At 64.3% G+C, this 23,970-nt stretch carries 22 protein-coding genes; 16 read left to right on the top strand and 6 right to left on the bottom strand.

All coding sequences use genetic code 11. From position 1 onward, the window contains the following. The first annotated feature begins 136 nt into the window (after positions 1-136). From AC04SF_RS01335 to AC04SF_RS01310, 6 genes are all read left to right on the top strand, one after another. Positions 137-1,420 (top strand): NAD(P)/FAD-dependent oxidoreductase, encoded by a 1,284-nt coding sequence (locus AC04SF_RS01335; protein WP_488476660.1) that lies wholly within the window; start codon positions 137-139, stop codon positions 1,418-1,420. A 316-nt stretch (positions 1,421-1,736) separates the two neighbouring features. After that, positions 1,737-3,089, top strand: coding sequence for an ABC transporter substrate-binding protein (locus AC04SF_RS01330; RefSeq protein ID WP_488476174.1), 1,353 nt, complete (start codon positions 1,737-1,739; stop codon positions 3,087-3,089). Positions 3,090-3,187: 98 nt separating this feature from the next. Beyond that, positions 3,188-4,126 (top strand): sugar phosphate isomerase/epimerase family protein, encoded by a 939-nt coding sequence (locus AC04SF_RS01325; protein ID WP_488476173.1) that lies wholly within the window; start codon positions 3,188-3,190, stop codon positions 4,124-4,126. Next, positions 4,123-5,055 (top strand): carbohydrate ABC transporter permease, encoded by a 933-nt coding sequence (locus AC04SF_RS01320; RefSeq protein WP_488476172.1) that lies wholly within the window; start codon positions 4,123-4,125, stop codon positions 5,053-5,055. Before AC04SF_RS01325 ends, AC04SF_RS01320 begins: the two co-directional genes overlap by 4 nt. Next, on the top strand, positions 5,055-5,948 hold the full coding sequence (locus AC04SF_RS01315) for a carbohydrate ABC transporter permease (RefSeq protein ID WP_488476171.1): 894 nt from the start codon (positions 5,055-5,057) through the stop codon (positions 5,946-5,948). The genes AC04SF_RS01320 and AC04SF_RS01315 overlap by 1 nt, the downstream gene beginning before the upstream one ends. 1 nt (position 5,949) lies before the next feature. Continuing rightward, positions 5,950-7,020: a Gfo/Idh/MocA family oxidoreductase gene (locus tag AC04SF_RS01310; protein WP_488476170.1), complete on the top strand. Its 1,071-nt coding sequence runs from the start codon at positions 5,950-5,952 to the stop codon at positions 7,018-7,020. 34 nt (positions 7,021-7,054) lie between these two features. Here AC04SF_RS01310 and AC04SF_RS01305 read toward each other — a convergent pair whose 3' ends face one another. Then, positions 7,055-7,861: an SDR family NAD(P)-dependent oxidoreductase gene (locus AC04SF_RS01305; protein WP_488476169.1), complete on the bottom strand. Its 807-nt coding sequence runs from the start codon at positions 7,859-7,861 to the stop codon at positions 7,055-7,057. Further along, positions 7,858-8,712 carry an NAD-dependent epimerase/dehydratase family protein gene (locus AC04SF_RS01300; RefSeq protein WP_488476168.1) on the bottom strand — a complete coding sequence of 285 codons (855 nt, stop codon included), beginning with the start codon at positions 8,710-8,712 and terminating at the stop codon, positions 7,858-7,860. Before AC04SF_RS01300 ends, AC04SF_RS01305 begins: the two co-directional genes overlap by 4 nt. Before the next feature lie 234 nt (positions 8,713-8,946). Between AC04SF_RS01300 and AC04SF_RS01295 the strand changes: the two genes are divergently transcribed. From AC04SF_RS01295 to AC04SF_RS01285, 3 genes are read left to right on the top strand one after another with little or no spacing between them, the layout of a single operon-like run. Next, entirely contained in the window at positions 8,947-9,591 is a 645-nt protein-coding gene (locus AC04SF_RS01295; RefSeq protein ID WP_488476659.1) for a cysteine hydrolase family protein, read from the top strand. A gap of 42 nt (positions 9,592-9,633) precedes the next feature. Then, positions 9,634-10,182: a MarR family winged helix-turn-helix transcriptional regulator gene (locus AC04SF_RS01290; RefSeq protein WP_488476167.1), complete on the top strand. Its 549-nt coding sequence runs from the start codon at positions 9,634-9,636 to the stop codon at positions 10,180-10,182. Positions 10,183-10,223: 41 nt separating this feature from the next. Next, positions 10,224-11,417 (top strand): amidohydrolase family protein, encoded by a 1,194-nt coding sequence (locus tag AC04SF_RS01285; RefSeq protein ID WP_488476166.1) that lies wholly within the window; start codon positions 10,224-10,226, stop codon positions 11,415-11,417. A gap of 3 nt (positions 11,418-11,420) precedes the next feature. On the opposite strand, the gene AC04SF_RS01280 is transcribed toward AC04SF_RS01285, so the two are convergent. Together AC04SF_RS01280 and AC04SF_RS01275 are read right to left on the bottom strand one after the other, a co-directional pair. Further along, complete coding sequence (locus AC04SF_RS01280) at positions 11,421-12,005, bottom strand: amino acid synthesis family protein (RefSeq protein WP_488476165.1); 585 nt, start codon at positions 12,003-12,005, stop codon at positions 11,421-11,423. Beyond that, the gene (locus tag AC04SF_RS01275; protein ID WP_027033912.1) at positions 12,002-12,586 is read right to left on the bottom strand and encodes an amino acid synthesis family protein; all 585 of its coding nucleotides are present in this window, start codon (positions 12,584-12,586) and stop codon (positions 12,002-12,004) included. The genes AC04SF_RS01280 and AC04SF_RS01275 overlap by 4 nt, the downstream gene beginning before the upstream one ends. Positions 12,587-12,866: 280 nt before the next feature. On the opposite strand from AC04SF_RS01275, the gene AC04SF_RS01270 reads away from it, so the two are divergent. From AC04SF_RS01270 to AC04SF_RS01245, 6 genes are all read left to right on the top strand, one after another. Next, a complete protein-coding gene (locus AC04SF_RS01270) occupies positions 12,867-13,844 on the top strand; it encodes a BMP family lipoprotein (protein WP_488476164.1) in 978 nt (325 codons plus the stop codon). A 143-nt stretch (positions 13,845-13,987) separates the two neighbouring features. Then, on the top strand, positions 13,988-15,505 hold the full coding sequence (locus tag AC04SF_RS01265) for an ABC transporter ATP-binding protein (RefSeq protein WP_488476163.1): 1,518 nt from the start codon (positions 13,988-13,990) through the stop codon (positions 15,503-15,505). Next, positions 15,505-16,545: an ABC transporter permease gene (locus AC04SF_RS01260; RefSeq protein ID WP_488476162.1), complete on the top strand. Its 1,041-nt coding sequence runs from the start codon at positions 15,505-15,507 to the stop codon at positions 16,543-16,545. The genes AC04SF_RS01265 and AC04SF_RS01260 overlap by 1 nt, the downstream gene beginning before the upstream one ends. Further along, entirely contained in the window at positions 16,533-17,516 is a 984-nt protein-coding gene (locus AC04SF_RS01255) for an ABC transporter permease (RefSeq protein ID WP_488476161.1), read from the top strand. The genes AC04SF_RS01260 and AC04SF_RS01255 overlap by 13 nt, the downstream gene beginning before the upstream one ends. A 13-nt stretch (positions 17,517-17,529) precedes the next feature. Then, positions 17,530-18,543: a nucleoside hydrolase gene (locus AC04SF_RS01250; RefSeq protein ID WP_488476160.1), complete on the top strand. Its 1,014-nt coding sequence runs from the start codon at positions 17,530-17,532 to the stop codon at positions 18,541-18,543. A gap of 11 nt (positions 18,544-18,554) precedes the next feature. Next, a complete protein-coding gene (locus AC04SF_RS01245) occupies positions 18,555-19,487 on the top strand; it encodes a nucleoside hydrolase (RefSeq protein ID WP_488476159.1) in 933 nt (310 codons plus the stop codon). Between the two features lie 13 nt (positions 19,488-19,500). On the opposite strand, the gene fghA is transcribed toward AC04SF_RS01245, so the two are convergent. Continuing rightward, the gene (fghA, locus tag AC04SF_RS01240) at positions 19,501-20,373 is read right to left on the bottom strand and encodes an S-formylglutathione hydrolase (RefSeq protein WP_488476158.1); all 873 of its coding nucleotides are present in this window, start codon (positions 20,371-20,373) and stop codon (positions 19,501-19,503) included. A gap of 74 nt (positions 20,374-20,447) precedes the next feature. After that, a complete protein-coding gene (locus tag AC04SF_RS01235) occupies positions 20,448-22,517 on the bottom strand; it encodes an oxidoreductase (RefSeq protein WP_488476157.1) in 2,070 nt (689 codons plus the stop codon). Between the two features lie 280 nt (positions 22,518-22,797). Here AC04SF_RS01235 and argE point away from each other — a divergent pair, with 280 nt between their 5' ends. Beyond that, positions 22,798-23,964: an acetylornithine deacetylase gene (argE, locus tag AC04SF_RS01230; RefSeq protein WP_488476156.1), complete on the top strand. Its 1,167-nt coding sequence runs from the start codon at positions 22,798-22,800 to the stop codon at positions 23,962-23,964. The last annotated feature ends 6 nt before the right edge of the window (positions 23,965-23,970 follow it).

The following is a 23,970-nucleotide window of genomic DNA, read 5'->3' as shown; positions in this document are numbered from 1 at the left end:
TGGCGCGCCAGGCACGATATTCGAGGGTCTACGGTTCCCATATGGAGTTTCGCAAGTGGCACATCGTCTTTCGTCCAATGCTTCCGTCCAGCCCCTCTGACGTGCATCCCTACCGGCCACTTTGACGATGTCCAATTTGCTCGAAAGCAGCCCGACCCGGAGCCTCTACCGCGAAACGGCCGGCGCCACCGCCAACTACCCTGCCCTTGCCGGCGCGCAGCGGGCAAGGGTGGCTATTGTCGGCGGCGGCTTCACCGGCCTTTCGACCGCCCTGCATCTGGCGGAAGCCGGCGACGACGTTGCCGTGCTCGAGGCCCAGCAACCTGGCTGGGGCGCGTCGGGCAGGAATGGCGGCCAGGTCAATCCCGGCCTCAAATACGATCCGGACACGATCGAAGTTATGTTCGGCCCTGACCTCGGGCCGCGGATGATCGATTTCTCCTATGGCGCGCCGGATTTCACCTTCGGCCTCATCAAGCGCCTGTCGATCGCCTGCGATGCCCGGCAGAACGGCACCATACGCGCGGCGATCCGGCCGAAGCCGGAAGCCGCAGTGCGGACCACCGCGGCGCAATGCGAACGGCGCTGCATGCCGGTCGGCATGTTGGACGCGCAAGCGATGGCGGCGCGAACCGGGACGAACAGATACATATCCGGAATGTTCGACGCCCGCGGCGGCGACCTCCACCCCTTGAAATATACAATCGGCCTGGCAGCCGCCGCGCAAAACGCGGGTGCACGGATATTCGGCGGCAGCGAAGTGCTTTCGCTGAAGAGGGAGGCCGGACGTTGGATCCTCAAAACCGCGAATGGCTCCGTCAGCGCCGAGAAAGTGCTTGTCGCGACCAACGGCTATACCGGAACCCTGTGGCCGGGCTTGGAGCAGTCGCTGGTTCCGGTGTTCAGCGCGATCGCGACTACCGAACCGCTGTCGCCGGCGGCCGCAGCTGCCATCCTCCCTGAAAGGCCTGTTCTCTACGAGGCCGGCAACATCACCGTGTACTACCGCATCGACGCCCAGAACCGTCTGCTTATGGGCGGCCGGGGACCGATGAAACCGATCGGAGATGCTTCCGCCATCCGCTACCTCACCGACTATGCGCTGCGACTGTGGCCAGCACTCGAGGGAATACGCTGGACACATGGCTGGAACGGCCGGGTCGCGATCACCAAGGACCATCTTCTGCACATTCACGAGCCGGAAGACGGCGTGCTGATCTGCCTTGGCTATAACGGCCGTGGCGTCGCCATGGCCTCGGCGATGGGCGCCGCTTTGGCGCAACGCCTGCGAGGCGACGAGACGTCGCCGTTCCCCATGCCGATATCGCCGCTCAAGCCAATCCGGTTTCACCGCTTCTGGCCGCTCGGGGTGAAGGCAGCGATCCTTTCGGGGCGGCTGAAAGACCGGTTCGGCCTCTGACACGAAGAGCCCGCCGAGCCTGACGGCGCGTGAGGCCGCAACGGCTTCATCGAAATAGGCACCCATTGCGGGAACTCGACGCTTCGGCCTCATCGCCTCTCGACGGGGTGGGGCGGCCAGCGGTTTTGCTCCCGAGGCCGCCTCACGTCCGGACGCGAGGAGCCATTTTCACGCCCGCAGACCACCCACGAGACGGATCAAATTATAGGCACACTTGCCGATTGACAAAAATCATAACAGGCGACCAAGATCATATGACCATCAACGATCTTTGGTCCCGAGGTTGCCCCTCGGCATTGGCGAAAAGGAGAGCCAGATGCCTGTTCAGCAGAGAGTGACCCATCGTTCAAAACAAAGCCCCGCCAGCTCGATACTTGCCGCCGCACTGCTAAGCCTCAGCCTGATCACAATGCCTGGCGTCGGCCATGCCGACGGGATCACGCTCAAGGTTTTCGGCGGCTCGGCGCTTGACGAACTCGCGCCGCGCCAAGCGCCGGACGAGCAGAAGAAAATCCAGCAGCAGGTCATCGACGGCTTCCTCAAGGCCAATCCCGACGTCACCGCTGTCGAGTGGGATGCCCAGGGGCCGCAGACCGATTCGATCCAGCGCCTGATGACCGCCAAGCTGGCAAATCAGGAAATGGACCTGATCGCCTGCCCGGCCTTCTATACCAATGGCGCCTATGTCCGGCGCAAGCTGGTGATGCCGATCACCGACAAGATCAAGCCGTTCCAGGACCGGATCGACGCCGCCGCACTCGGCGCCTTCACCATCAGCGGCCAGGTCTATGGCGTGCCGATCTCGACGCTCTCGACATCGACGATCTTCTACAATGTCGACCTCTTCCAGAAGCTCGGCATCCCCGTTCCGCCGACCTATGACGACCTCAAGGCAGCCGTGCCTAAATTCAAGACGGCAGGAGTGATCCCGTTGCTGCATCAGGGCTCGAACACCGTGATGTGGCCGATGTGGTACTTCGAAACCTTCTCGCAGGCCTCGGGCGATGCCATCGGCAAGACCCAGAAGAACCTCGAAGGCACGGCGAAATTCACCGACGCGCCCGATGTCGAAGGCTTCAAGCTGATCAAGCAATGGGTCGACGACGGGATCCTGTCCAAGGATTCGCTTTCCGTCGACCAGGATGGCATGCGGGCAGCCTTCGCCGCCGGCAAGAGTGCCATGTACTATGGCGGGACCTGGGAAATCCCGTCGCTGCAGACCAGCGTCAAGACGTTCAAATGGGGCGTCTTCGCCTTTCCGAAAATGGACGGAACACCGGGCGCGCCGGGCCATGGCGGCGGCGCCGACAACGGCATCTGCGTCGCCTCGTCGATCCCGCCCGAGAAGCTCGATGCCGCGGTCAAGTTCATCGAATATCTGACACGGCCGGAGGTGGCGACGCTCTACCTTGCACCCGAGCAGCCGATCGCCGCCTCGATCAAGGGCGTGCCGCAGGTCGAGGACGCCTACGCCGTCGAGTTGCGCAAGCAAGCCTTCCCGAGCACGATCAAGTTCCTCGACTGGATCTGGCCGTCGGAGGTCGCGACCGCCACGGCCTCGGCCATTGCGGGCATCGTCGGCGGCACGACGACGCCCGAGGATGCCGCCGCCTCGATCCAGACGACCTTCGACGACCTCAAGGCGCAGGGCAACTGGCCGCCGAAATAAGCGCGAACTGAGCGAGCGCGCATCGAGCCGAGTGATGCGCCAAGCATGAAAATAGAGGCCGCCCGCTTCGGGGCAGCCTCATCAATCGGAGAGAATCCATGACGCAAACCCGTGCCGAACGGCAGCGCTTCTCGATCGGTTATCATCTGAACAGCTGGGACCTGACCGGCCTTCCGCTCAGGCCAGCCATCAAGTTCCTCGCCGAACAGGGTTTCGGCTGGTTCGAGATCCTCGCCTTCACCAGCCTGTCGGACCAGTATGCCCGCAAATACATGCAGCTTGGCAACCAGGAACCGATGGGGGTCACCACCGACACCGACATCCTGAGGCGTTACGCACTGCTCTCGGAAGGCCAGAGCGAATATGGCATCAAGCTCTCATCCTTCTACGTCAATGCGATCTTCACCAACCCTGTCGCCTGGCCTTACGAACGCGATGTGCTGGTGGCGCTGACCAGGATGCTGAAGGGTTTTGGTTCGCCGGTTCTGGTTCTCGGCGGCGGTCCTTCGGAAGCCATTGCCGGCGCCCACACGGCCGACGACTACCGCGCCTTCTGCCGGGCCTTGGAGGATATCGGCAGGCGGACAAAGGACCTCGGCATCGAGACCGTCTATCACCCGCATCTCGATACCTTCATCGAGCGCCGCGACCAACTCGACCGCATGATGGATGAGCTCGATACCGATCTCGCCGGCCTCTGCATCGACCCGGCGCATCTTGCCCACACCAACTCCGATCCGGTCGACGCGGTCCGAACCTACATCTCGGCGGTGCGCTACATGCATTTCAAGGACACCAGGGTGGATCCGGCACTCAAGGGCTATGACCGCTATGGCGCGTTCTGCGAACTCGGCGCCGGCGTCGTCGATCTTGCCGGCATCGTCGACGTGCTGCTGGCGGCAAATTATGACGGTCTCGCCATCATCGAGCTCGATGCATCGAAGAAGACGGCGGAGCAGAGCACGCTGGAAAGCATCGCCTATGTCAGGGACACGCTCGGCCTGGTGCTGACGCCGCAAGGCGCCGAGGCCGCATGACCGCGCGGTCACAAGAGGCTGCTGCTTCGGGCCGTTCCGACCCTTGGCGCTTTCTTGCCGGGGACGGCGCAGTCGCCTTCTTGATGATCCTGCCCGCCGCGATCCTTTTCTGCCTTTTCTATCTCTGGCCCTTCGTCAACGGTTTCTGGCTCAGCCTGCACAATTGGGACGGGTTTTCCGACCCGACCTGGGCAGGCTTGTCCAACTACCAGCGCCTCTTGCACGACCGCATCTTCCTCGGCGCGCTGCGTAACAATCTGATCTTCGTCGTTGCCGTCGTCATCCTGAAGAATGTGCTCGGCCTCGGGCTGGCGCTGCTGCTCAACCGGGCGCTGGTCGGCCGCGCCTTCCTTCGCGCCGCCGCCTTCATTCCGGTGACGATGTCCTTCGTCGCCGTCGGGCTGCTCTGGTCGTGGATATACAATCCGGTCTTCGGCCTGCTCAACGGAGCGCTCGACCTGTTCGGCCTTGGCGGTCTGAAACAGTCATGGCTTGGCGATGCCGACATCGCGCTCTACTCGATCATCGTCGTCGACGTCTGGAAATGGCTCGGATTCCACGCCGTCATCTATCTCGCCGGACTGCAGACGATCCCGTCGGAACTCTATGAATCGGCCAAAATGGACGGCGCCGGCCCGCTGCAGCGCTTCCGGCACGTCACCGTGCCGATGATGATGCCGATCGTCTTCATCAACACCATTCTGGGCCTGTCCGGCGCCTTCGTGCGCAACTTCGACATCGTCTACGTGCTGACCAAGGGCGGCCCGAACCACGCCACCGAAGTCGTTCTCACCTACATGATGAGCAAGGCCTTCCAGGACGGCGCCATGAGCTATGCCGCGGCGATCGGCTATGTGCTGTTCCTGATCGTCGGGCTGGCCAGCGTCGGCCTGCTCGCGCTGATGCGGCGGCAAAGGCTGGATGTCTGATGAGCGCCGCAGCCAACCCTTTGCCCGCCCTCGATGATGGTGCCGCCCGCCGTTGGCGCCGCCTCGGCACGCGCGGCCTGCTGGAGGTCGCGGGCATCTACGCGGCGCTCGCTTTGGTGCTTATCGAGACACTCTATCCCCTGCTTTGGGTGCTGTTCGGCTCGCTCAAGACCAAGGAGGAAATGCTGAGCAACATCTGGGGTCCGCCATCGAGCCTGGTGCTGCAGAACTATGCCGATGCCTGGCGCATCGCCGGCATGGGCTCGCGCATCGTCAGCAGCGTGCTGGTCACCGGCTCGGCCTTGATCATCCTGGTCGTCGTGGCAACGCCCTGCGCCTATGCGCTGGCGCGGCTGCGGTTTCCCGGGCGCGGCATCGTGTTGGCGGTGGCCGTGGCAGCCATGCTGGTGCCGCCGCAGGTGATGGCCATTCCGCTGTTCATGGTGGCGCGCGACCTCGGCCTGATCAACAACCGGCTCGGCGTCGCCTTGGTCTACGCGGCGACGTCGCTGCCGCTGTCGGTCTTCATCCTGCGCAGCTTCTTCGTGACGCTGCCCGCCGACCTCGAGGACGCCGCGCGCGTCGACGGGGCGAGCCGGCTCGAAATCCTGATCCACATCATGCTGCCGCTGGTGCGGCCGGGCGTCGCGCTGATCGTGATCTTCGGCTTCATCGAGATCTGGAACGATTTCTTCCTCGCCTTCCTGCTGCTGCGCGCCCCCTCCGTGCAGACCATTCCGCTTGGCCTGGTCAGCTTCTTCCAGCAGTACGATTCGCTCTGGACCCTCTATTTCGCCGCGTTGACGATCACGACACTGCCGGTGATCGTCGTCTTCCTCGCCATGCAACGGCAGTTCATCGCCGGCCTGACCGCCGGCGCCGTGAAGGGTTGACATGCAGGACCGCACTATCGGCGTTGGCGTCATCGGTTGCGGCGAGATCGCCCAGCTGATGCATTTGCCGTATCTCATGGAACTGCCGGCGTTTCGCATCGCCGCCCTGTGCGACATCTCGCCCGGCACGGTCGACAAGGTCGGAGAGCACTACGGGGTCGCCGCCCGCTATACGGACCATCGCGCTTTGCTCACCGATCCCAATGTCGATGCGGTGGTGATCTGCACCTACGACCATGGCGAGATGGTCGCCGACGCGATCCGCGCCGGCAAGCACCTGATCGTCGAGAAGCCGCTCGCCTTCACGCCGCAGGAGGCGCGCCCCCTGGTCGAGCAGGCCGAGCGGAGCGGCCTCGTCGCGCTTGTCGGCTACATGAAATTCTATGATCCCGGCTACGAGACCGGGCTGGAGCGCATTGCCGCGATCGGCCGGCCGAAGTCGATCCATGTCCATGATTTCGCCGGCCGCTTCGACCGCTATGGCAAGCTGTACACGCAGACCCGAATTGCCGACGTTCCGGCCGATATGCTCGCGGCGGGACGCGATGCGGTCGCCCGGCGCGTCGAGGCGGCGCTCGGCGCCGATCATGCCGGCTATCGCGACCTCTACCTCTTGCTGCTCGGTCTCAGCAGCCATGACCTTGCCGTCATGCGCGGCGCCTTCGGCACGCCGGACCGCGTCGTCCATGCGCAACAGACCGGTCCCAACCAGTTGCTGGCCGTGCTCGACTATGGCGGCGTCCCTTGCCTGTTCGACATGGCGCTGGCCCAGTATGAATGGTGGGACGAGTGGATCCATGTGCATGGCGAGCGCGACGAGGTGCGGATCGAATTCCAGAACCCCTATTTCCGCAATGCCTCGGCAACGGTTCGCGTACGCGAGGCAACAGGCGAAACCGCGTCCGAGCGCGTCATACCGGGTGTCCCCGACACCTCGTTCCGCCGCGAATGGCAGCATTTCGCCGACTGCATCCTGGCCGGGGCAGAACCGCGCACGCCTCTCTCGGGCGGGCTCGCCGACCTCGACCTTGCGGTCCGGATCATCCAGGCGATGCCGCCCAAAAGGCTCTGACGGTGAATCCGCCTACGCGAGCCGTGGCCGTTTCCTAGCGATACTTCGGAAACGCGTTGCCGGCCGGCGCGTTGGCCCAGCTCTGCAAGGTCTGGCCGCCGTCGATCAGCCAGTCGACGCCGGTGACATGCCTTGCCTCGTCCGAGGCAAGGAAGGCCACGGCGGCCGCGACATCGTCGGGCTGGCCGATGCGGCGCAGCGGAATCCGGTCGGCGAAATGCTGGACGCTGCTCTTGAAATCGCCGTCGCCGGAAGCCGGGACGCCGAGCGTCGTCTCGATCACGCCGGGACAGATGGCATTGACGCGGATGCCGTAGGGCGCGGAATCGAGCGCCGCGACCCGCGTCAGCCCGACGACGCCGTGTTTGGAGGCGACATAGCCGGCACCGCCCGCAAGCACGTCCCAGCCGGCCATCGACGATCCCATATTGACGATCGAGCCTCCGGTTCCGGCCTGGATCATCGCCTGGAGCGATGCCTGCAGGACGAGGAAGATGCCGCGCAAATTGATGCGGATGACGGTGTCCCAGTCCTCGACCGGCAAATCGTGCACGGGAGCGACGACGCCGGAAATGCCGGCATTGTTGAACACCACATCCAGCCCGCCGAATGTCTCGACTGTGGTTGCGACGGCGCTGCGCACATTCTTCTCGTCGGTGACGTCGGCTTCGATGGCGATGGTGCTGTCGCCGAGAGAGCGAGCCAGCTCGTGGGCCGCCGCCCCGTTGCGATCGACGATGGCAACCCGCCCGCCTTCTTCGAGGAAGCGGCGGACCGCGGCACTGCCGATGGCGCCAGCACCGCCGGTGACAAGGACCTTCTTCTGGTCGAACCGCTTCATCCCTTGGTCTCCGGCTTTGGATAGGAACGCCATGAATGCTCCGGCGCGAAGCCTATCGCTTCGCGCGCATGGACCGTATCGAGCACGGAGCCGAAACCGGCGATCGGCCGCGACAGGGCAACGCCTGGATAGACCCGACGCACCAGCGTTTCCGTCTCTTCCTCCATGAAGGTGTCGGCGGCGCTGAGCAGGACGCGCAGATGGCCGTCGCCTTGCCATTCGAGCGCCCGTAGAAAACCCTGCCCGGCATCGCGCGCATCGAGATAGGCCCACAGGTCGCGGGCACTGTCAGCGGTGGCGCGGCGCGGACCGACGCCGGCGAAGAAGGTTTGCGGGGTCTGGATCCATGGCATGCGGATGCTGACCGCCGAAAAAGCGCCGCGGCGCACCGCGGCATCGACGATTTCCTCACCCAGCCATTTCGACAGGCCGTACGGATCCTGCGCGCCGACCGGGTGGTTCATGTCGACCGGCAGATAGGGCGGAGTGACAGCCTTCTCGAAGAAGGGATAACCGAAGACGCTGAAGGACGAGGCATAGACGAAGCGACTGATGCCAGCCAGGGCGGCGGCCTCGACGACATGGTAGGCGGTCGCGACATTGGTCTTGAACACCTCGCCGCCGGCCCGCCCGGTCGGCCGCGGAATCGCCGCGACATGCACGACGGCGTCGCAGTCGCGCACCAGCTGCAGGGTCGATCCCAGATCCGTCAGGTCGGCGGTGACGTGACACCATGCGCCCCCGACCGGCGCCACAGTATCGATGCCCAGCACGTCATGGCCGGCGGCAAGCAGGGCCTCGGCAACGTGGCGGCCAAGCAGGCCACTGGCACCGGTGACGATCGCCCTCATATCACGGCCCTCGGCTCGCAAGCACAGAGGCTTGGATATCATTGATGGTCATACAAATTGAGTCCATGATTGCCACCCCTTGTCAAGGCCATATCCGGCTGGACAAATAGCGCATACGCTTGTCAGAGCGGGATGCGCAAGGCCGGTGACTACTGCTTTGCGTCGAACGGGATTGACTTGGCACCCGCCAGGGTTTTTTGTATGAGCATCAACGATCGACCAAAGGAGTCCGCCATGGCCGTGGACGTTTTTTCCTCACATCGGCACGATGACGCGATGCGCCTTGATCCGCAACGCGCAGCCATTATCGTCATCGATATGGTCAACGAGTTCTGCAAACCCGGCGGGGCCATGGTCCTGCCGGGATATGAGACGCTGGTCGGCCCGCAGCTGGCCGTCATCGAGGCAGCGCGGGCAAGCGGCGTGCCGGTGATCTGGGTTCACGATGCGCACCGGCCGGGCATGCGCCGCGAGCGCGAATGGGTCAAGCGCACGCCGCATTGCCTGGAAGGCAGTTGGGGCCCCGAGATCATCGAAGATCTTGGCGCCCGCGATGATGAGATCCACGTCATCAAGCGGCGCTATTCGGCCTTCTTTCAGACCGACCTCGATTTGACGCTCAAGGACATGCAGATCGACCAATTGGTCATCTTCGGCGTGGTCACCAACATCTGCGTGCGATCAACCGTCCACGACGCATTTTTCCAGGGCTATGAAGTGGTGGTGCCGAGCGATTGCTGCGCGGCGACGGGACCCCGCGAGCAGGAAAGCTCGCTCTACGACATAGCGACGCATTTCGGCGTGGTCAGCGATTCGGCTGATGTCGTCGCGGCGCTTCGCGACGGGACGTCGCTGCAACCGACTGAAGTCGCGGCTTGACCTAGAGCCAGCGGCATCCGAGACAGGCAACAGGAGTCCGGTTTGACGGCCGAAAAGAAATCCGAGAAAAGCGCGACACCGAAGAGGCCGAGCGGCAACGCGGAACCACTGAGCCGCGAGCAGGTGCTGGAGCGATACGCCGAGACCGGCTACGCCTTGGACCAGCACCCGGCGCACGTCATCCGCAAGGCGCATCAGCGCGCGACGCTGCGTTTCCAGCAGGTCATGGCCGGCGAAGACCTGTCGCCGACCCAATTCGCAGCCCTTGCCACGATCCTCAAACATGGCGAAGTCTCGCAGAACCATCTCGGCCGGCTGACGGCGATGGACCCGTCGACCATCAGCATCGTCATGCGCAAGCTGCTGAAACACGACCTGATCACGCGCAGCGCTTCCGACACCGACCAGCGCCTGTCGATGATCGCGCTGACCGAGAAAGGGACCGAATACACGCTCGACCGGCTCGCACGCAGCGTCGAGGTCGGACGCCGCTTCCTGTCACCGCTGTCACCCGCCGAGCAGGCGACGCTGCTTCGCCTGCTCAAGCGCATCAATGACGACGATCCATCGAATGGCGACGGCGGCAAATAGGCCGCGCCTGGACCTTTCCATACCAGCAGAAATGAGATCCGATGCCGTCCGACCCCAAGTCGTCTGCCAACACGCTCATCGTCCGCAACATCGGCCTCCTGCTGAGCGGTGACCTCGGCCAGCCGATCCTCGATGCCGACACCATCGTCGTGGCCGACGGGCGCATATCAGCCATAGGCAAGGCCGGCGATGTCGACGGTGGCAACACGGCAACGATCATCGATGCGATGGGCTGCGCGGTCGCGCCAGGGCTTATCGACAACCATGCTCATCCGGTGGCCGGCGACTGGACGCCGCGGCAGAACCAGATCGGCTGGATGGATTCCACCGTGCATGGCGGCGTTACCACCATCATCTCGGCGGGCGAGGTCCACACGCCGGGCCGCCCGCGCGACCTGGTCGGGCTGAAGGCGCTGGCGATCGCGGCGCAGCGGACCTTCTCCACCTTCCGTCCCAACGGCATGAAGATCCTGGCCGGCGCGCCCATCCTGGAGCACGGCCTGGTCGAGGATGATTTCCGCTATCTCGCCGAAGCCGGCGTGACACTCATCGGCGAGGTCGGGCTTGGCGGCGTCAAGGATGGTCCGACCGGCCGGCAGATGATCGCCTGGGCGCGCAAATACGGCATGACCTCGATGACTCATACGGGCGGTCCGTCCCTGCCCGGCTCCGGCCGCATCGGTGCCGATGTCGTGCTTGAGGTCGACGCCGATATCGTTGCCCACGTCAATGGCGGACCGACGGCTCTTCCCGAAGCCGAAATCCGGCAGATCTGCGAAAACGGCTCGCGCGCGCTTGAAATCGTCCACAACGGCAATCTGCGCACCGGACTGTTCGTGCTCGACCTCGCCAGGCAGCGCGGCGAGCTTTCGCGCGTCGTCCTCGGCACCGACAGCCCGGCCGGATCCGGCGTGCAGCCGCTCGGCATCCTGAGGACGCTGACCATGCTTGCTTCGCTGGGCGGCATCGCGCCGGAAGTGGCGTTCTGCCTTGCCAGCGGCAACACGGCGCGCGTGCGCGGACTGACCGACCGGGGCATCATCGAGGTCGGCCGTGCAGCCGATCTGATCTTCATCGACCAGGCGATGGGCGGTGCCGGCGACGGATTGCTCGACAGCGTGGCGCTCGGCAATCTGCCGGGCATCGGCATGGTCGTCATCGACGGCGAGGTGCGCACGGGCCGGAGCCGCAACACCCCGCCGGCGATGCGAGTGCCGGAAGTTCGGGCGGCTTGACGGTCAGCTCACACCGTCAACCCCGACGATCTTGTCCTTGGTCAGCCCGCCGACGCGCGGGTGCGGCCGGCCGGAATCGGTGACGGCGATGGCGACGACGATCTCGTCGGCACGCGGCGCGTCGGGGACGCGGACCTCCATGCCGTCGAAATGGCTGCGCACCTTCGCCGCGTCCTTGTGGCCGAGCGGAATGTCGAGCGGCACGCCGAGGCCGCCGCGCTTCTTGGATGAGGGTATGAGCGCGGCGCCCTTGCCCAGCACGTCGCGGAACGGGGCGCCGAGCGTCGGGTGGAGGATGGCGGCGGCATGTTCGAGCTCGCCGTCGGCGCCGACGGCAGCAGCCTTGCCGAAGCTCTCGACCTCACTGCCGGCAATGCCAAGGGCTGCCACCGCACGCCTGGGCAAGATATCGCCCAACACTTCGCCGATATCGCTCAGCGCCGACAGGTCCTCGACAAACGTGCCGGCATAGGGGTTGCGGATCACCGCGATCGCCGCGGCACGCCGCGTCGGCGGATCGACGGGGCGGCCGCCTTCGATCCGGGTTTCCTCGACAATAGTGATGATGCGGCGGATTTCCAGGCTCATCGCAATCCGTCCTCGCCCTTGATGTCGGCAGCAGCCAGGCCGCCAACCCTTGCGTGAACGCGCGCACCTGTCGTCATCGCCAGGATGACCGCCATCTCGTCGCTGCGCGGCGCATCGCCAACGCCGATCTCGATCGCGTCGAAATGGCTGCGCACATAGGAGGCGTTGATGTGGGTGATCGGAATGTCGATGCGCGTTCCGGGGCCGCCGACCTTCTTGGTCGAGGGCACGATCGCCTTGGCGTCGCCAAGAAGTTCGCGCATCGCGTAGCCGCCCGGATTGTGCCACAGCGCGCCGTGTTCAAGTTCGCCGGCGGCACCAACGATGGCGCCCTTGCCATAGCCTTCGACGGCGGCGACGCCATCGCCCATGGCGTCTATCAGGCGCCGCGCCATTTCGAGGCCAAGCGGTTTAAGATCCTCCATGAAGCCGGTGATCTCTTCGACGTAGCGTCCGGCAAAAGGGTTGGCGATGACGGCGACGATCGCGCCGCGCTTGGGCGGACGCGCTGCGGGCGGCCCGCCCTCATGGAAGATCTCTTCGACCTGGACCAGAAATTTCCTGACCACCACAGCTGGCATTGCGCGTATCCTTCGTCCGTCACTCACGAAAATTCGTTAGAGCATCAACAATTATGCATCGCGATATTTGTCAAGCACGGAGGTGGAGGACGCCAATGACGAGCCCGAGAAAACCGAATCGGATGACGATTGACAGCCTGTTTAGCCGCTCCTAAACTCATATGACCATCAACGAACTCGCCGCCGTCTCGGCGACATGTGGGAATGGTCAAGGCGTGGCTTCAAAAGCTGAAAAAGGCTGAAGGGGAATAACATGAAAAGGGCGCTCAAGAGTTTGTTTATGGCTGGCACGATGCTGGCCGTTTCGTTGGGATCGGCCGCCGCACAGACCAAGGTTTCGGTGGCAGCCATCTCTGGATATTTCGCACAGGGCTTTGGCGTTTCGATCGTCAACGGCCTCAACAAGGCCAAGGCCGATTTCGGCATCGACCTCAAGCTGGTCGACACCGGCAATCGCGCGCTGGACTATGAGGAGCAGTTCGAAAACCTTGCCAAGGGCAAGCAGTACGACCTCATATTCGTCATGGGCTGGGAGCTGGTGGATTCGCTGCAGAAGGTCAGCAAGGAATACCCCGACCAGCGCTTCGTCTTCATCGATGGCGTGCTCGACAATCCCAAGATGATCTATGCCAATTTCGCCGAGGAACAGGGCTCCTTCGTCGCCGGCGCGCTGGCCAGCATGATCGAGGCCAAGGGCAGCGAATTTCCCAAGATCGGCGACGGCAAGGCAATCGGCTTCGTCGGCGGCCGCGACATCCCGGTGATCCGCAACTTCCTCGGCGGCTACGAGCAAGGCGCCAAATATGCCGCGCCCGATGTGAAGGTGAACTCGGTGTTCGCCGGGACCTTCGATGACCCGGCCAAGGGCAGCGAGCTTGCCCAGGCGCTGTACGGCCAAGGCTCCGACATCGTCTACAACGTCGCCGGCCCAACCGGCGAAGGCGTGATGCAGGCCAGTGCCGCCGCCGACAAATATTCAATCGGCGTCGATATCGACATGTGCGGCACGGCGCCTGGAAATGTGCTCGGCAGTATGCTGAAGCGCGGCGACATCGCCGTCTACACGCTGATCAAGGACGAGGTCGGGGGCAACAAGGTCACCGCCGGCACCCGCACCTTCGACCTGGCGTCGGGCGGCGTCGAGTTCAAAGTCTGCGACGACATCGCGCCGAAGATCCCGGCCGACGTGACCACCAAGCTGGACGAGATCAAGAAGGGCATCCTCGACGGCAAGATCGTGATCGCCAAGGCGAAGTAAGCCAGCAACAGCGCATCCCTCCCAAGAACGCGCTACACTGATCCGCCGCGGCTTGCCGCGGCGGATCAGTGTCCAGTCTGCCAATCTGCGAGAGCATCGTGTCGAACGCGCCGGGGTCCCCGACCCTTCACAGCACAGTAGCGATGGCCGTCGAGTTGACAGGCATCACCAAGCGTTTTGGCGCCTTCATTGCCAATGACTGCATCGATCTTGCCGTGCGCCGGGGCGAAATCCACGCGATCATCGGCGAGAACGGCGCCGGCAAGACGACGCTGATGAACATCCTTTTCGGCCTGCTGCAGCCGGACGAAGGCTCGATCCGACTGAATGGCGAGGCGACGGTGGTCGCCGACCCGGCCGCCGCCATCAAGGCAGGGCTCGGCATGGTGCACCAGCATTTCAAACTGGTGCCTTCGCTCTCGGTCGCCGACAATGTCTTTCTCGGCATGGAAATCCGGCGTCATGGGCTGATCGACCACGCCGCGCAGATCGCGCGCACGCACGAACTGTCGAAGCGTTTCGGGCTGCATGTCGATGCGACCGAGCGCGTCGGGCTGCTGTCCGTCGGCATCGAGCAGCGCATCGAAATCCTGAAAGTCCTGGTGCGCGGCGCCCGCACCATCATCCTCGACGAGCCGACCGCCGTCCTGACGCCGCAGGAAAGCCGCGAACTGTTCCAGACGCTGCGCAGCTTCGTCGCCGAGGGCATGACGGTGATCTTCATCTCGCATCATCTGGAAGAGGTGATGGAGGTGTCCGACACCGTGACGGTGCTGCGCAACGGCAGGAAGGTTGCGACCCGTCCGACATCGGAACTCAGCAGGGACGAGCTGGTGCGCATGATGGTCGGCCGCGAGGTCAGTTTCGACCGGCGGCCACGCGTGGCGCTGCAGGGTGACGTGGTTCTTCAGGTCAAGGATCTGTGGGCGCGTGATGATCGCCGTCTGCCGGCTCTTCGCAACGTCAGTTTCACTGTCCGCTCCGGCGAAGTGGTGGGAATTGCGGGCGTCGCCGGCAATGGGCAGACGGAACTGGCGGAAGTGCTTTCGGGCCTGCGGCCGGCAAGCCATGGCGAAGCCTGGCTGAAAGGCCAGGACCTCACCACCCTCTCCCCCGCCGCGATCCGCGAAGCCGGCCTTGCCCATGTCCCTGGCGATCGCATGGTGCGCGGGGTCGATCGCAATGCGTCGATCGCGGCAAACACGCTGATGGGCCGCCAGCACCGCGCGCCGTGGAGCCGCAACGGTATGCTCGACTGGAAGGCGATCGGCGGAAATGCCGGAGCGCTGATCAAGAGCTTCGACATTCGTGCGCAAGGAGCGGGCGATGCCGTCAAGCGGCTGTCCGGCGGCAATATCCAGAAGGTCGTGCTGGCGCGCGAATTCACCAATGGCGCCGACTTCCTGCTGATCGACCAGCCGACGCGCGGCGTTGATATCGGCGCCCAGGAGGCCATCCATGACGAGATCATGCGCCAGCGCGCGGCCGGCCGGGCCATCCTCTTGATTTCCGTGCAGCTCGACGAACTGGCGGCGCTCGCCGACCGCATCCTGGTGATGTTCAACGGGCGGATCATGGGCGAAGTCGCCGGCGACGATGCCGACGAAGACAGGATCGGCATGATGATGGCGGGTGTTTCGCCGCAGCTGGAGCCCGCATGATGAGCGACCGTTTGCGCGCCTTTTCCGGCCAGATCATCGCCGTCGGCGTAGCCTTGCTCTTGGGGGCGATCATCATCCTCCTGGTCGGCGAAAGTCCGATCCATGTCTTGATGACGCTGCTGCGCGGCGCCTTTGGCGACCAGGAAAAGATTGCCGGCACGCTGCTGCAGACGACGCCGATCCTGATCTGCGGCGTCGCCGCCTGCATCGGCCTGCGCGGCGGCATGTTCAATGTCGGCATCGAGGGCCAGCTGTTCCTCGGCGGTTTCGCCGCGGCCTGGGTCGGCTTCACCTTTTCCCTGCCCGCTAGCATCCATATGCTGGCGGCGCTGGCACTCGCGGTCGTCGCGGGTGCTGCCTGGGTTGCCATCCCCGCCTTTTTCCGCGCCCGCTACAACACCAACGAGGTCGTCTCGACGATCCTGTCGAACTACATCGCGGTGCTGCTGACCTCCTACTTCACCATCTTCCTGTTCAAACGGCCCGGCGGCTGGTCGGAGACGCCGCCGATCCTGGCGACGGCCTATCTGCCCGAGATTTTTTCCTTCTCGCGGCTGAACTGGGGGCTGTTCATCGGCCTGGCGCTGGCGGTCGGCGTCGCGCTGATCTTCCGCTACACCAGCTGGGGCTATGGCGTGACCATGGTCGGCTCGGCGCCGAAATTCGCCGAATATGGCGGCGTCAACGTGAAGCGGCAGGGCTTTGTCGTGCTGCTGCTTTCAGGTGCCGTCGGCGGCCTCGCCGGCGGCGTCGAGACGCTCGGCGTGCATCACCGCTTCATGGAGGGCTTTGCTCCCGGCTTCGGCTTCGACGGGCTGATCGCCGCCCTGCTCGCCAATGGCTCGCCGGTTGCCACCATCGTCACGGCGCTGTTCTTCGGCGCGCTTCGCAGCGGGTCGCTGCTGCTCGAGGTCGACACCAGCGCCTCGCGCGAAATCATCACCGTCATCCAGGCGCTGATCATCCTTAGCGTCTCGGCGCAGGTCCTGATCAAACGCCGCGGCGACAGCCAGGCGGGGGAGCGGCGATGGAAATTCTAGACAAGCTCATCAACGTCGCGCTGATCGCCGCGACGCTTCGCACCACCGCGCCGATCCTGCTGGTGGCGCTCGGCGGGTCGTTCACCACCAAGGCCGGCATCTTCAACATCGGCCTCGAAGGACAGATGCTGGCCGGCGCCTTCTTCGCCGTCATCGGCTCGATCTGGACAGGTTCGCCATTCGCGGGGGTCGCCTGCGGCGTCGCCGCGGCCCTTGCCTTCGCGCTTGCCTTTGCCGTGCTGGTGGTGACGTTCCGGGCCAACGAGGTTGTCGTCGGGCTGGCGCTCAACATCCTTGCCGGCGGCATGACGATCTCATTGATGAAAGCGATTTTCGGCACGCGCGGATCGATCGTCGGTCACGGCATTGTCGGCCTGCCCAAGGTGCAGGTACCCGGCGCCCAGGCGCTGCTCGGCTCGTGGGCGCCGCTGATCTCGGGCTTCACGCCGATCGTCTATGTCGCCTTCATCGCCGTGCCGCTGCTGGTGCTGTTCTACAACCGCACCCGGCTCGGCCTCTATATCCGCGTCGTCGGCGAAAAGCCCGAAGCCGCGGAAGCACTCGGCATTTCGATCACCCGCGTCCGCTACATCGCCTCGCTATTGTGCGGATTGCTGGCGGGGTTGGCCGGCGCGCATCTGTCGCTCGGCTACATCACCATGTTCACCGAGAACATGTCCTCGGGCCGCGGTTTCATGGCGGTGGCCATCCTGATCTTCTCCAATGGCGATCCGCTGAAGGTGCTGGCCGGGTGCCTTTTGTTCGGCTTCGCCGATGCCTTCTCGCTGCGCCTGCAGACCTTCGGTTTCCCGTCCTATCTGGTGCTCACCGTGCCCTATGTCGTCGCGCTGACGGCGCTGTTCGCACTGTCCTACCGGGCACGGCCGAAAATCATCAAGGAGACGCTGGCCTCGATGCAGAAACTTCTGTCGGTGGACAGGAACAGCGCCCCGGTCGACAAAAATCCCTAGTGAAGGAACTCTCATGGAACGCATAATCCTCGACGTGGATTCTGCCGGCGACGACATTCTCGCCGTGCTGTTTGCCGCGGCGAACTCCAATGTCCGGCTCGAAGGCGTCACCACCGTAACCGGTGCGGCAGGCCCGATCGAACAGGTCACCAATGTCGTGCTCAACACGCTGACGCTGGCCGGGCGTGACGACATTCCGGTCCATGCCGGCGCCTGGCGGCCGATCGTCGGCAACGCCAAGGCCGACATGGAAGCGCCGGTGCATTTCGAGAAGCGGCTCGTTGCCCGCTTCGGCGACCGGCTGAAGAAATTCAACCCGCCGGCGCCGCCTCCCTCCCGCCCGGCAACGCCGGGACACGCGGTCGATTTCATCATCGGGACTGTCATGGCCAATCCCGGCGAGATCACGCTGGTGACGACGGGGCCGCTGACCAATGCAGCGATGGCGCTGCTGCAGGAGCCGCGCCTGACGGGCGCGTTGAAGCGGCTCTTGGTGCTTGGCGGCAACTTCCAGACACCGGGCAACATCACACCGCTGTCGGAGTACAACATCTGGGCCGATCCGGAGGCTTCGCGCATCGTGCTCAACGCCGATGTCGACAAGATCCTGGTACCGCTCGACATCTGCGAGGACAACCGCGTCGCCGCCTCGATGCTGACGCGCGACGACATCGCCGACATGCAGGCCGTTGCCCGCAAGAACGCCGTCTTCGACATGATCGCCGACAGCTTCCCGATCTACATCGACATCTGGCGCGAGTTCTTCGACCTGGTCGGCTTCCCGATGGACGACGTCATCACCGTGGCGCTGGCCTTCGACCCGGCTCTTGCGACGATGACCGAACCGCTCTTCGTCGACGTCGTGCTGGACGGGCGTCTCGCGCGCGGACAGACGGTTGCCCATCGCGGTCGGCAGTTGCTGCCCGGTGGCGGACCGAAGACCACGCGCATCTGCACCGATCTCGACGGCCGCCGCTTCCTGAACATCTTCAAGCAAACCATCGCGCGCTACGAACAAGCCGCGTGAGGACCGACAAAATGACCATTGCAACTCCCATCCTGTTCGACTGCGACCCCGGCCATGACGACGCCATCGCGCTGGTCATGGCGCATCGCTCGCCGGCGATAAAACTGCTCGGCGTCACCACCACCTGCGGCAATGCCGAGGTCAAGAAGACGACGGCCAATGCGCTGCGCATCCTGGAGTATATCGGCGCCGGCGACGTGCCGGTCGCGCAAGGGTGTCACCGTCCGCTGGCGCGGTCGCTGGTGCTCGGCACCGCCGACGGTCCGAGCGGCCTCGAAGGCTCGCCCTATCTGCCGCAGGCGACGATCAAGCCGGTCGACCAGCACGCTGTCGATTTCCTGGCCGACAAGCTGCGCGCCTCGCCGGAACCGATCCTGGTCGTCGCCACCGGCCCGCTGTCCAATATCGGCCTGATGATCCTCAAGCATCGCGACGTGCTGCCCAAGATCAAGGAATTGATCTGGATGGGTGGCGTGTTCTACCGCAAGAGCGAGATCATCACGCCGACGGAGTTCAATGCGTTCTGCGACCCTGAAGCGCTGAAGATCGTGCTGGACAGCGGCGTGCCGATCCTGATGGTCGGCCTCGACGTCACCATGCAGGTGCTGATCGAGGCGCCGCAATATGCCGAGCTCGCCACGATCGACACGCCGCTCGGCAAGCTCGTTAACGACTGGCTACTGTTCTACGAAAAACTACACCGCAACTCGATGGGCGTCGGCGGCGCCATGCACGATCCGTTGGCGCTGGCGCTGGCCATCGACCCGACACTGGTGCGCACGCGTCCGGCCCATATCGGTGTCGATCTCACAGGCACCTATGCCTTCGGCGCGACCGTTGCCGATTTCTGGAGCGAGCGCGGCGAGAAGGACAATGCGCGCATAGCCCACGAGGTCGATGCCGACCGCTTCTTCAAGCTGATGTTCGACCTGCTGCGGGATTAGATATCCCCTTGGTTCAGCGTGACCCGGTCCCGGCGACGGGGCCGGACAGCCTTTCGGCATGCCATCGCAGATGGTCGTCCATGAATGTCGAAATGAAGAAGTACGAGTGGTCGTAGCCGTCCTGCATGCGCAGCGTCAGCGCAATGCCGGTCTTGCCGCAGGCCGCTTCCAGCAGCCACGGCCTCAGCCCATCGTTGAGAAAGCCGTCCGACGTCCCCTGATCGACGAGAAGTTCGGGGAAACGGTGGCCATCCTCGATGAGCAAGGTGGCATCGTAGCCCCGCCATGATGTCTCGTCGGCGCCGAGGTACTTTTCGAGAGCCGGCCGCGACCAGCCGGCAGTGCTCGGCTGCACGATCGGTGCGAAGGCCGAGCAGCTTTGGAAGCGCTCGGGATTCTTGAGCGCTATCGTCAGCGCGCCATGCCCGCCCATCGAGTGGCCGAAGATCGCCTGGCGCGTCATATCGGCCGGAAATTCCTGGGCGATCAATGCCGGCAATTCCTCGGTGACATAGGAATACATGCGGTAGTTCGTGGCGTAGGGTGCTTGCGTCGCGTCGACATAGAAGCCGGCGCCGCAACCGAACTGCCAATTGTCCTTCTCGTCGGGAATGTCGGCGCCGCGGGGGCTGGTGTCGGGACAGACGACAATCAGGCCAAGCTCGGCGGCCATGCGCCTGTACTCGCCCTTGTCCATGACATTGGCATGGGTGCAGGTGAGGCCGGAGAGGTACCATACGACAGGGCAAGGTTTTTCACGGGCCTGCAGCGGCACGAAGACGGCGAATGTCATGTCGCAGGCACAGGCATCCGAAGCATGGGAATAGACGCCCTGCACGCCGCCATGCGACTTGGCCGAGGAGATGGTCTTCATCCGGTCCGACATGTTCTTCTTCTCCGCCATCGGCAAACGTCACGGCCACCTGTCTAAGGACCACGGTTGCCAGGCGCAAGTCCCGCCTATTCCGCCGCCAGGGCCGTCACCTCCCGCCGGAACGGCAGCGCATCGCCGATATCGTCTTCGTCCAGCTCACGCGCGAAGCGGTGGCCGGCATAGGTCGCCCAGGCGATCGGCCCCGGCGCCTCGGCATCGCCTACTACCTTGATCGAACTGATACCATTGTCGGCCCATTCGTCGCGCCGCGCTTTCAGGTCACGCCAGACCTCGTCGTCCTGTTGGCGCGACGTCACCAGCACCACGGCGTCGGCGGCGATGTCGCGTTCGGCACTGGTGTAGGCGCAGGCGGTGGCAACGCCTCCCGGTACCACGTGCGTCACCGTCCGGTTCAGCACGATCTCGACGCCGAGCCCGGCCAGGCGGCGGTGGATGGCGCCCTGCTCCAGCGTGTTGCGGGTCCAGTCCGAGACATAGGCGGACGGCGTCACCAGCGTCACCTTGGCGCCGTTGCGCGCCATCAGCTCGGCCAGAACGCCGCCCATATAGTAGTGGTCGTCGTCGAACAGCACGACATTGCCGGTCGGCACGTTTCCAGCCATCAGATCGTCCGGCGTGTAGACCGGCATGGCCGGGTCGATCGGCATCGGCACGACATGGGCGCGCGCCACGCCGTCGCGGCGCCATGTCGAGCCGGTGGCCAGCGCGATGTTCTGAAAACCGAAGGCCAGTATGTCCTGCGCCGACAACCGGCTTTCGAAATAGATGTCGACATTGGACATCTGGCTGAGCTGGTACTGGCGATAGTCGCGCACGCGACCCCAGGCCGAGAGCCCAGGCAGGCGACACTCGCGCGCGACGCGGCCGCCGACTTCGGTGCCGGCCTCGGCAATGGCCACCTGATAGCCGCGCAGGCCGAGCGCGCGGGCGGCCTCCAGTCCTGCGGGACCGGCGCCGACGATCAGTACGCTGTCGCTGTCGCCCTTGGCCTGCATGCGTTCGGGATGCCAGCCCTTGCGCCACTCCTCCATGAAGGTCGGGTTCTGCGTGCAGCGCGAGATCGACATGGTCATGTCACCGGTGATGCAGATGTTGCAGCCAATGCACTCGCGGATGTCCTCGATACGCCCCTCCTCCACCTTCTTCGGCAGAAAGGGGTCGGCGATCGACGGGCGCGCGCAGCCGATGAAATCGAGCGTGCCGGACTTGATCATCCGGACCATCACGTCAGGCGAGGTGAAGCGGCCGACGCCGACGACCGGCTTCGAGGTCAGCGTCTTGATGCCGGAGACAAGGCTTTCCTGCGCGGCCTCTTCCTTGAAGCGCGACGGCCCCGAGCAATCCTCCCAGGCGCCATGCGCCAGATCCCAGAGGTCGGGCAATTCGGCATGCATCTCGATCATGTCGCGCACTTCGGAATTGGCGAAGCCAAGCTCGCCGATCATCTCGTCCAGCGACAGCCGCAGCGTCAGGCCGCAAGTGTCGCCGATGGCATCCCTGCCTTCCTCGATCAGCTCGCGCATCAGCCGCGAGCGGTTTTCCAGCGAGCCGCCATATTCGTCGGTGCGCTGATTGGTGGCGGTGGACAGGAAGTGCTGGATGATGCCGAAACCATGCGCGCCGTAGAGGCAGACCAGGTCGAAGCCAGCCAGCTTGGCGCGTTTGAAGGCATTGCGATGCCAGCGCCTGAGGTCGCGTATATCCTCTCTGTCCATGGCGCGGGCCTGAACCGGGTCGTTGGTGAAGGTGCGGATGGGCAGAGCCGACGGCCCGCGCGGCACTTCCTTGGTGTAGAGGTTCGGGCCGTTGATGCCGGAATAGGCGAGCTGAATACCGGCCAGCGCGCCATGCTGGTGCATGGCCTTGGCCATCTTCGCCAGCGCCGGGATGTCGGCGTCGTCCCACAGCCTGAGCTCGATGAACGGCGTGATCTCCGAAGTGTGGTGCATCTCGGTCTGCTCGGTGAAGATGACACCCCAGCCGCCTTCCGACTTGATGCGCCGCATCTCGGCCGCGGCGGAGGGATCACGGTAGCCGCCGCCATTGCAATGCGGCACCTGGTAGAAACGGTTCTTGGCGGTCACCGGACCGATCTTCACGGGCTCGAACAGAATGTCGTAGCGTGGATCACGCATGGTGTTTCCTTCCTGCCAGCGTCGCATCGCGGCATGCGCGGCGATGGTTTTTCAGCCTTGGCGCAAGCCGGTCCGCCCGGTGGGGTAGATGCGGTGAACCTACTCATAAGTTGCAGCGCGTGCCGGAAAACTACAGATTTCTTCTGTGCCGATTAGGACGCGCCTAATCCGCCCTTGCCGCCTGGATTAGCATCCGGTGAATCCCGGCTGAGCCAAATGCGACTTCAAGGCCGTGGCCACGCGATGCTAGATAGCGCACGGCCAACGAGACGTGAGACGCATGGACAGCATCCAGATCCTTGAAAAGCTGATCGCATTCCCGACGGTGAGCAGCGTTTCGAACCTCGATCTCATCGGCTATGTGACGGAGTTGCTGGGGACGCAGGGCATCGCCTGCCAAATCATCCGCAGCTCCGATGGCCACAAGGCGAACCTGTTCGCCACCATCGGGCCGGCCGATGCCCCTGGCGTCATGCTGTCCGGCCACACCGATGTCGTCCCCATCGACGGGCAGGACTGGACACTGCCGCCTTTCGAGATGACTGCGCGCGACGGCAAGCTCTATGGCCGTGGTGCTGCCGACATGAAGGGTTTCGTCGCCTGCGCGCTTGCCGCCTGTCTCAAGGCCGCGAAAATGAGCCTGCTAACGCCCTTGCATCTGGCGCTTTCCTATGACGAGGAGATCGGCTGCATCGGCGTGCACAGCCTGATCGACATGCTGCAAGCCGCGCCGCACCGGCCATTGCTGTGCATCGTCGGCGAGCCGACCAATATGCAGGTGGCGACCGGCCACAAGGGCAAGCTTGCGGCGCGCGCGCTCTGCAGGGGACGCGAAGGCCATTCGGCGCTGGCCCCGCTGGCGCTCAACGCCATTCATCTCGGCTGCGACTTCGTCTCCGCATTGCGCCGGGAACAGGACCGGCTGGCGCGCGATGGCGCGCGCGACGGCGACTATGACATTCCCTACACCACCGTCCATGTCGGCAAGATCAATGCCGGCGTGGCGCTCAACATCGTGCCGAACCTCTGCCAGCTCGACTTCGAGATCCGCAATGTCGCGGCCGACAATCCCGACCAAATCCTCGACGGGCTGCGTGCGGAGGCGCAACGCATTGCCGCTGCCGCTTCGGCGATCGCGCCGGAGGCGGCCATCGACATAGACATAACCAACACCTATCCGGGACTGGACACGCCGGCGAATTCGCAAGCCGTCGCCTTCGTGAAGTCACTGACCGGCGCCAACGACACCATGAAGGTCGCCTACGGCACCGAAGGCGGATTGTTCAGCCGTGACCTCGGCACGCCGACCATCGTGTGCGGACCGGGGTCGATGGCGCAAGGGCACAGGCCGGACGAATTCGTCAACGTCGAACAGTTGCGCCGCTGCGACGACATGCTGGAAAACCTGTTGCAGCGGCTTGTCGGACAACAGTTGCAGGTCGCCTGACAGAGG

This window comes from Mesorhizobium sp. CNPSo 4671, assembly GCF_057784245.1.
Note: the sequence above shows the minus strand (reverse complement) of the source record. Positions and strands in the feature narration are given on the sequence as shown.

Excerpts from the sequence above, each read along its gene's own strand:
- AC04SF_RS01270 (WP_488476164.1), top strand. The coding sequence starts at position 12,867 with ATGGCTGGCACGATGCTGGCCGTTTCGTTGGGATCGGCCGCCGCACAG.
- AC04SF_RS01265 (WP_488476163.1), top strand. The coding sequence starts at position 13,988 with ATGGCCGTCGAGTTGACAGGCATCACCAAGCGTTTTGGCGCCTTCATT.
- AC04SF_RS01295 (WP_488476659.1), top strand. The coding sequence starts at position 8,947 with ATGGCCGTGGACGTTTTTTCCTCACATCGGCACGATGACGCGATGCGC.
- AC04SF_RS01245 (WP_488476159.1), top strand. The coding sequence starts at position 18,555 with ATGACCATTGCAACTCCCATCCTGTTCGACTGCGACCCCGGCCATGAC.
- AC04SF_RS01310 (WP_488476170.1), top strand. The coding sequence starts at position 5,950 with ATGCAGGACCGCACTATCGGCGTTGGCGTCATCGGTTGCGGCGAGATC.
- AC04SF_RS01325 (WP_488476173.1), top strand. The coding sequence starts at position 3,188 with ATGACGCAAACCCGTGCCGAACGGCAGCGCTTCTCGATCGGTTATCAT.
- AC04SF_RS01285 (WP_488476166.1), top strand. The coding sequence starts at position 10,224 with ATGCCGTCCGACCCCAAGTCGTCTGCCAACACGCTCATCGTCCGCAAC.
- AC04SF_RS01255 (WP_488476161.1), top strand. The coding sequence starts at position 16,533 with ATGGAAATTCTAGACAAGCTCATCAACGTCGCGCTGATCGCCGCGACG.
- AC04SF_RS01275 (WP_027033912.1), bottom strand. The coding sequence starts at position 12,586 with ATGCCAGCTGTGGTGGTCAGGAAATTTCTGGTCCAGGTCGAAGAGATC.
- AC04SF_RS01305 (WP_488476169.1), bottom strand. The coding sequence starts at position 7,861 with ATGAAGCGGTTCGACCAGAAGAAGGTCCTTGTCACCGGCGGTGCTGGC.
- AC04SF_RS01235 (WP_488476157.1), bottom strand. The coding sequence starts at position 22,517 with ATGCGTGATCCACGCTACGACATTCTGTTCGAGCCCGTGAAGATCGGT.
- AC04SF_RS01280 (WP_488476165.1), bottom strand. The coding sequence starts at position 12,005 with ATGAGCCTGGAAATCCGCCGCATCATCACTATTGTCGAGGAAACCCGG.
- AC04SF_RS01300 (WP_488476168.1), bottom strand. The coding sequence starts at position 8,712 with ATGAGGGCGATCGTCACCGGTGCCAGTGGCCTGCTTGGCCGCCACGTT.
- AC04SF_RS01250 (WP_488476160.1), top strand. The coding sequence starts at position 17,530 with ATGGAACGCATAATCCTCGACGTGGATTCTGCCGGCGACGACATTCTC.
- AC04SF_RS01315 (WP_488476171.1), top strand. The coding sequence starts at position 5,055 with ATGAGCGCCGCAGCCAACCCTTTGCCCGCCCTCGATGATGGTGCCGCC.
- argE (WP_488476156.1), top strand. The coding sequence starts at position 22,798 with ATGGACAGCATCCAGATCCTTGAAAAGCTGATCGCATTCCCGACGGTG.
- fghA (WP_488476158.1), bottom strand. The coding sequence starts at position 20,373 with ATGTCGGACCGGATGAAGACCATCTCCTCGGCCAAGTCGCATGGCGGC.
- AC04SF_RS01330 (WP_488476174.1), top strand. The coding sequence starts at position 1,737 with ATGCCTGTTCAGCAGAGAGTGACCCATCGTTCAAAACAAAGCCCCGCC.
- AC04SF_RS01260 (WP_488476162.1), top strand. The coding sequence starts at position 15,505 with ATGAGCGACCGTTTGCGCGCCTTTTCCGGCCAGATCATCGCCGTCGGC.
- AC04SF_RS01320 (WP_488476172.1), top strand. The coding sequence starts at position 4,123 with ATGACCGCGCGGTCACAAGAGGCTGCTGCTTCGGGCCGTTCCGACCCT.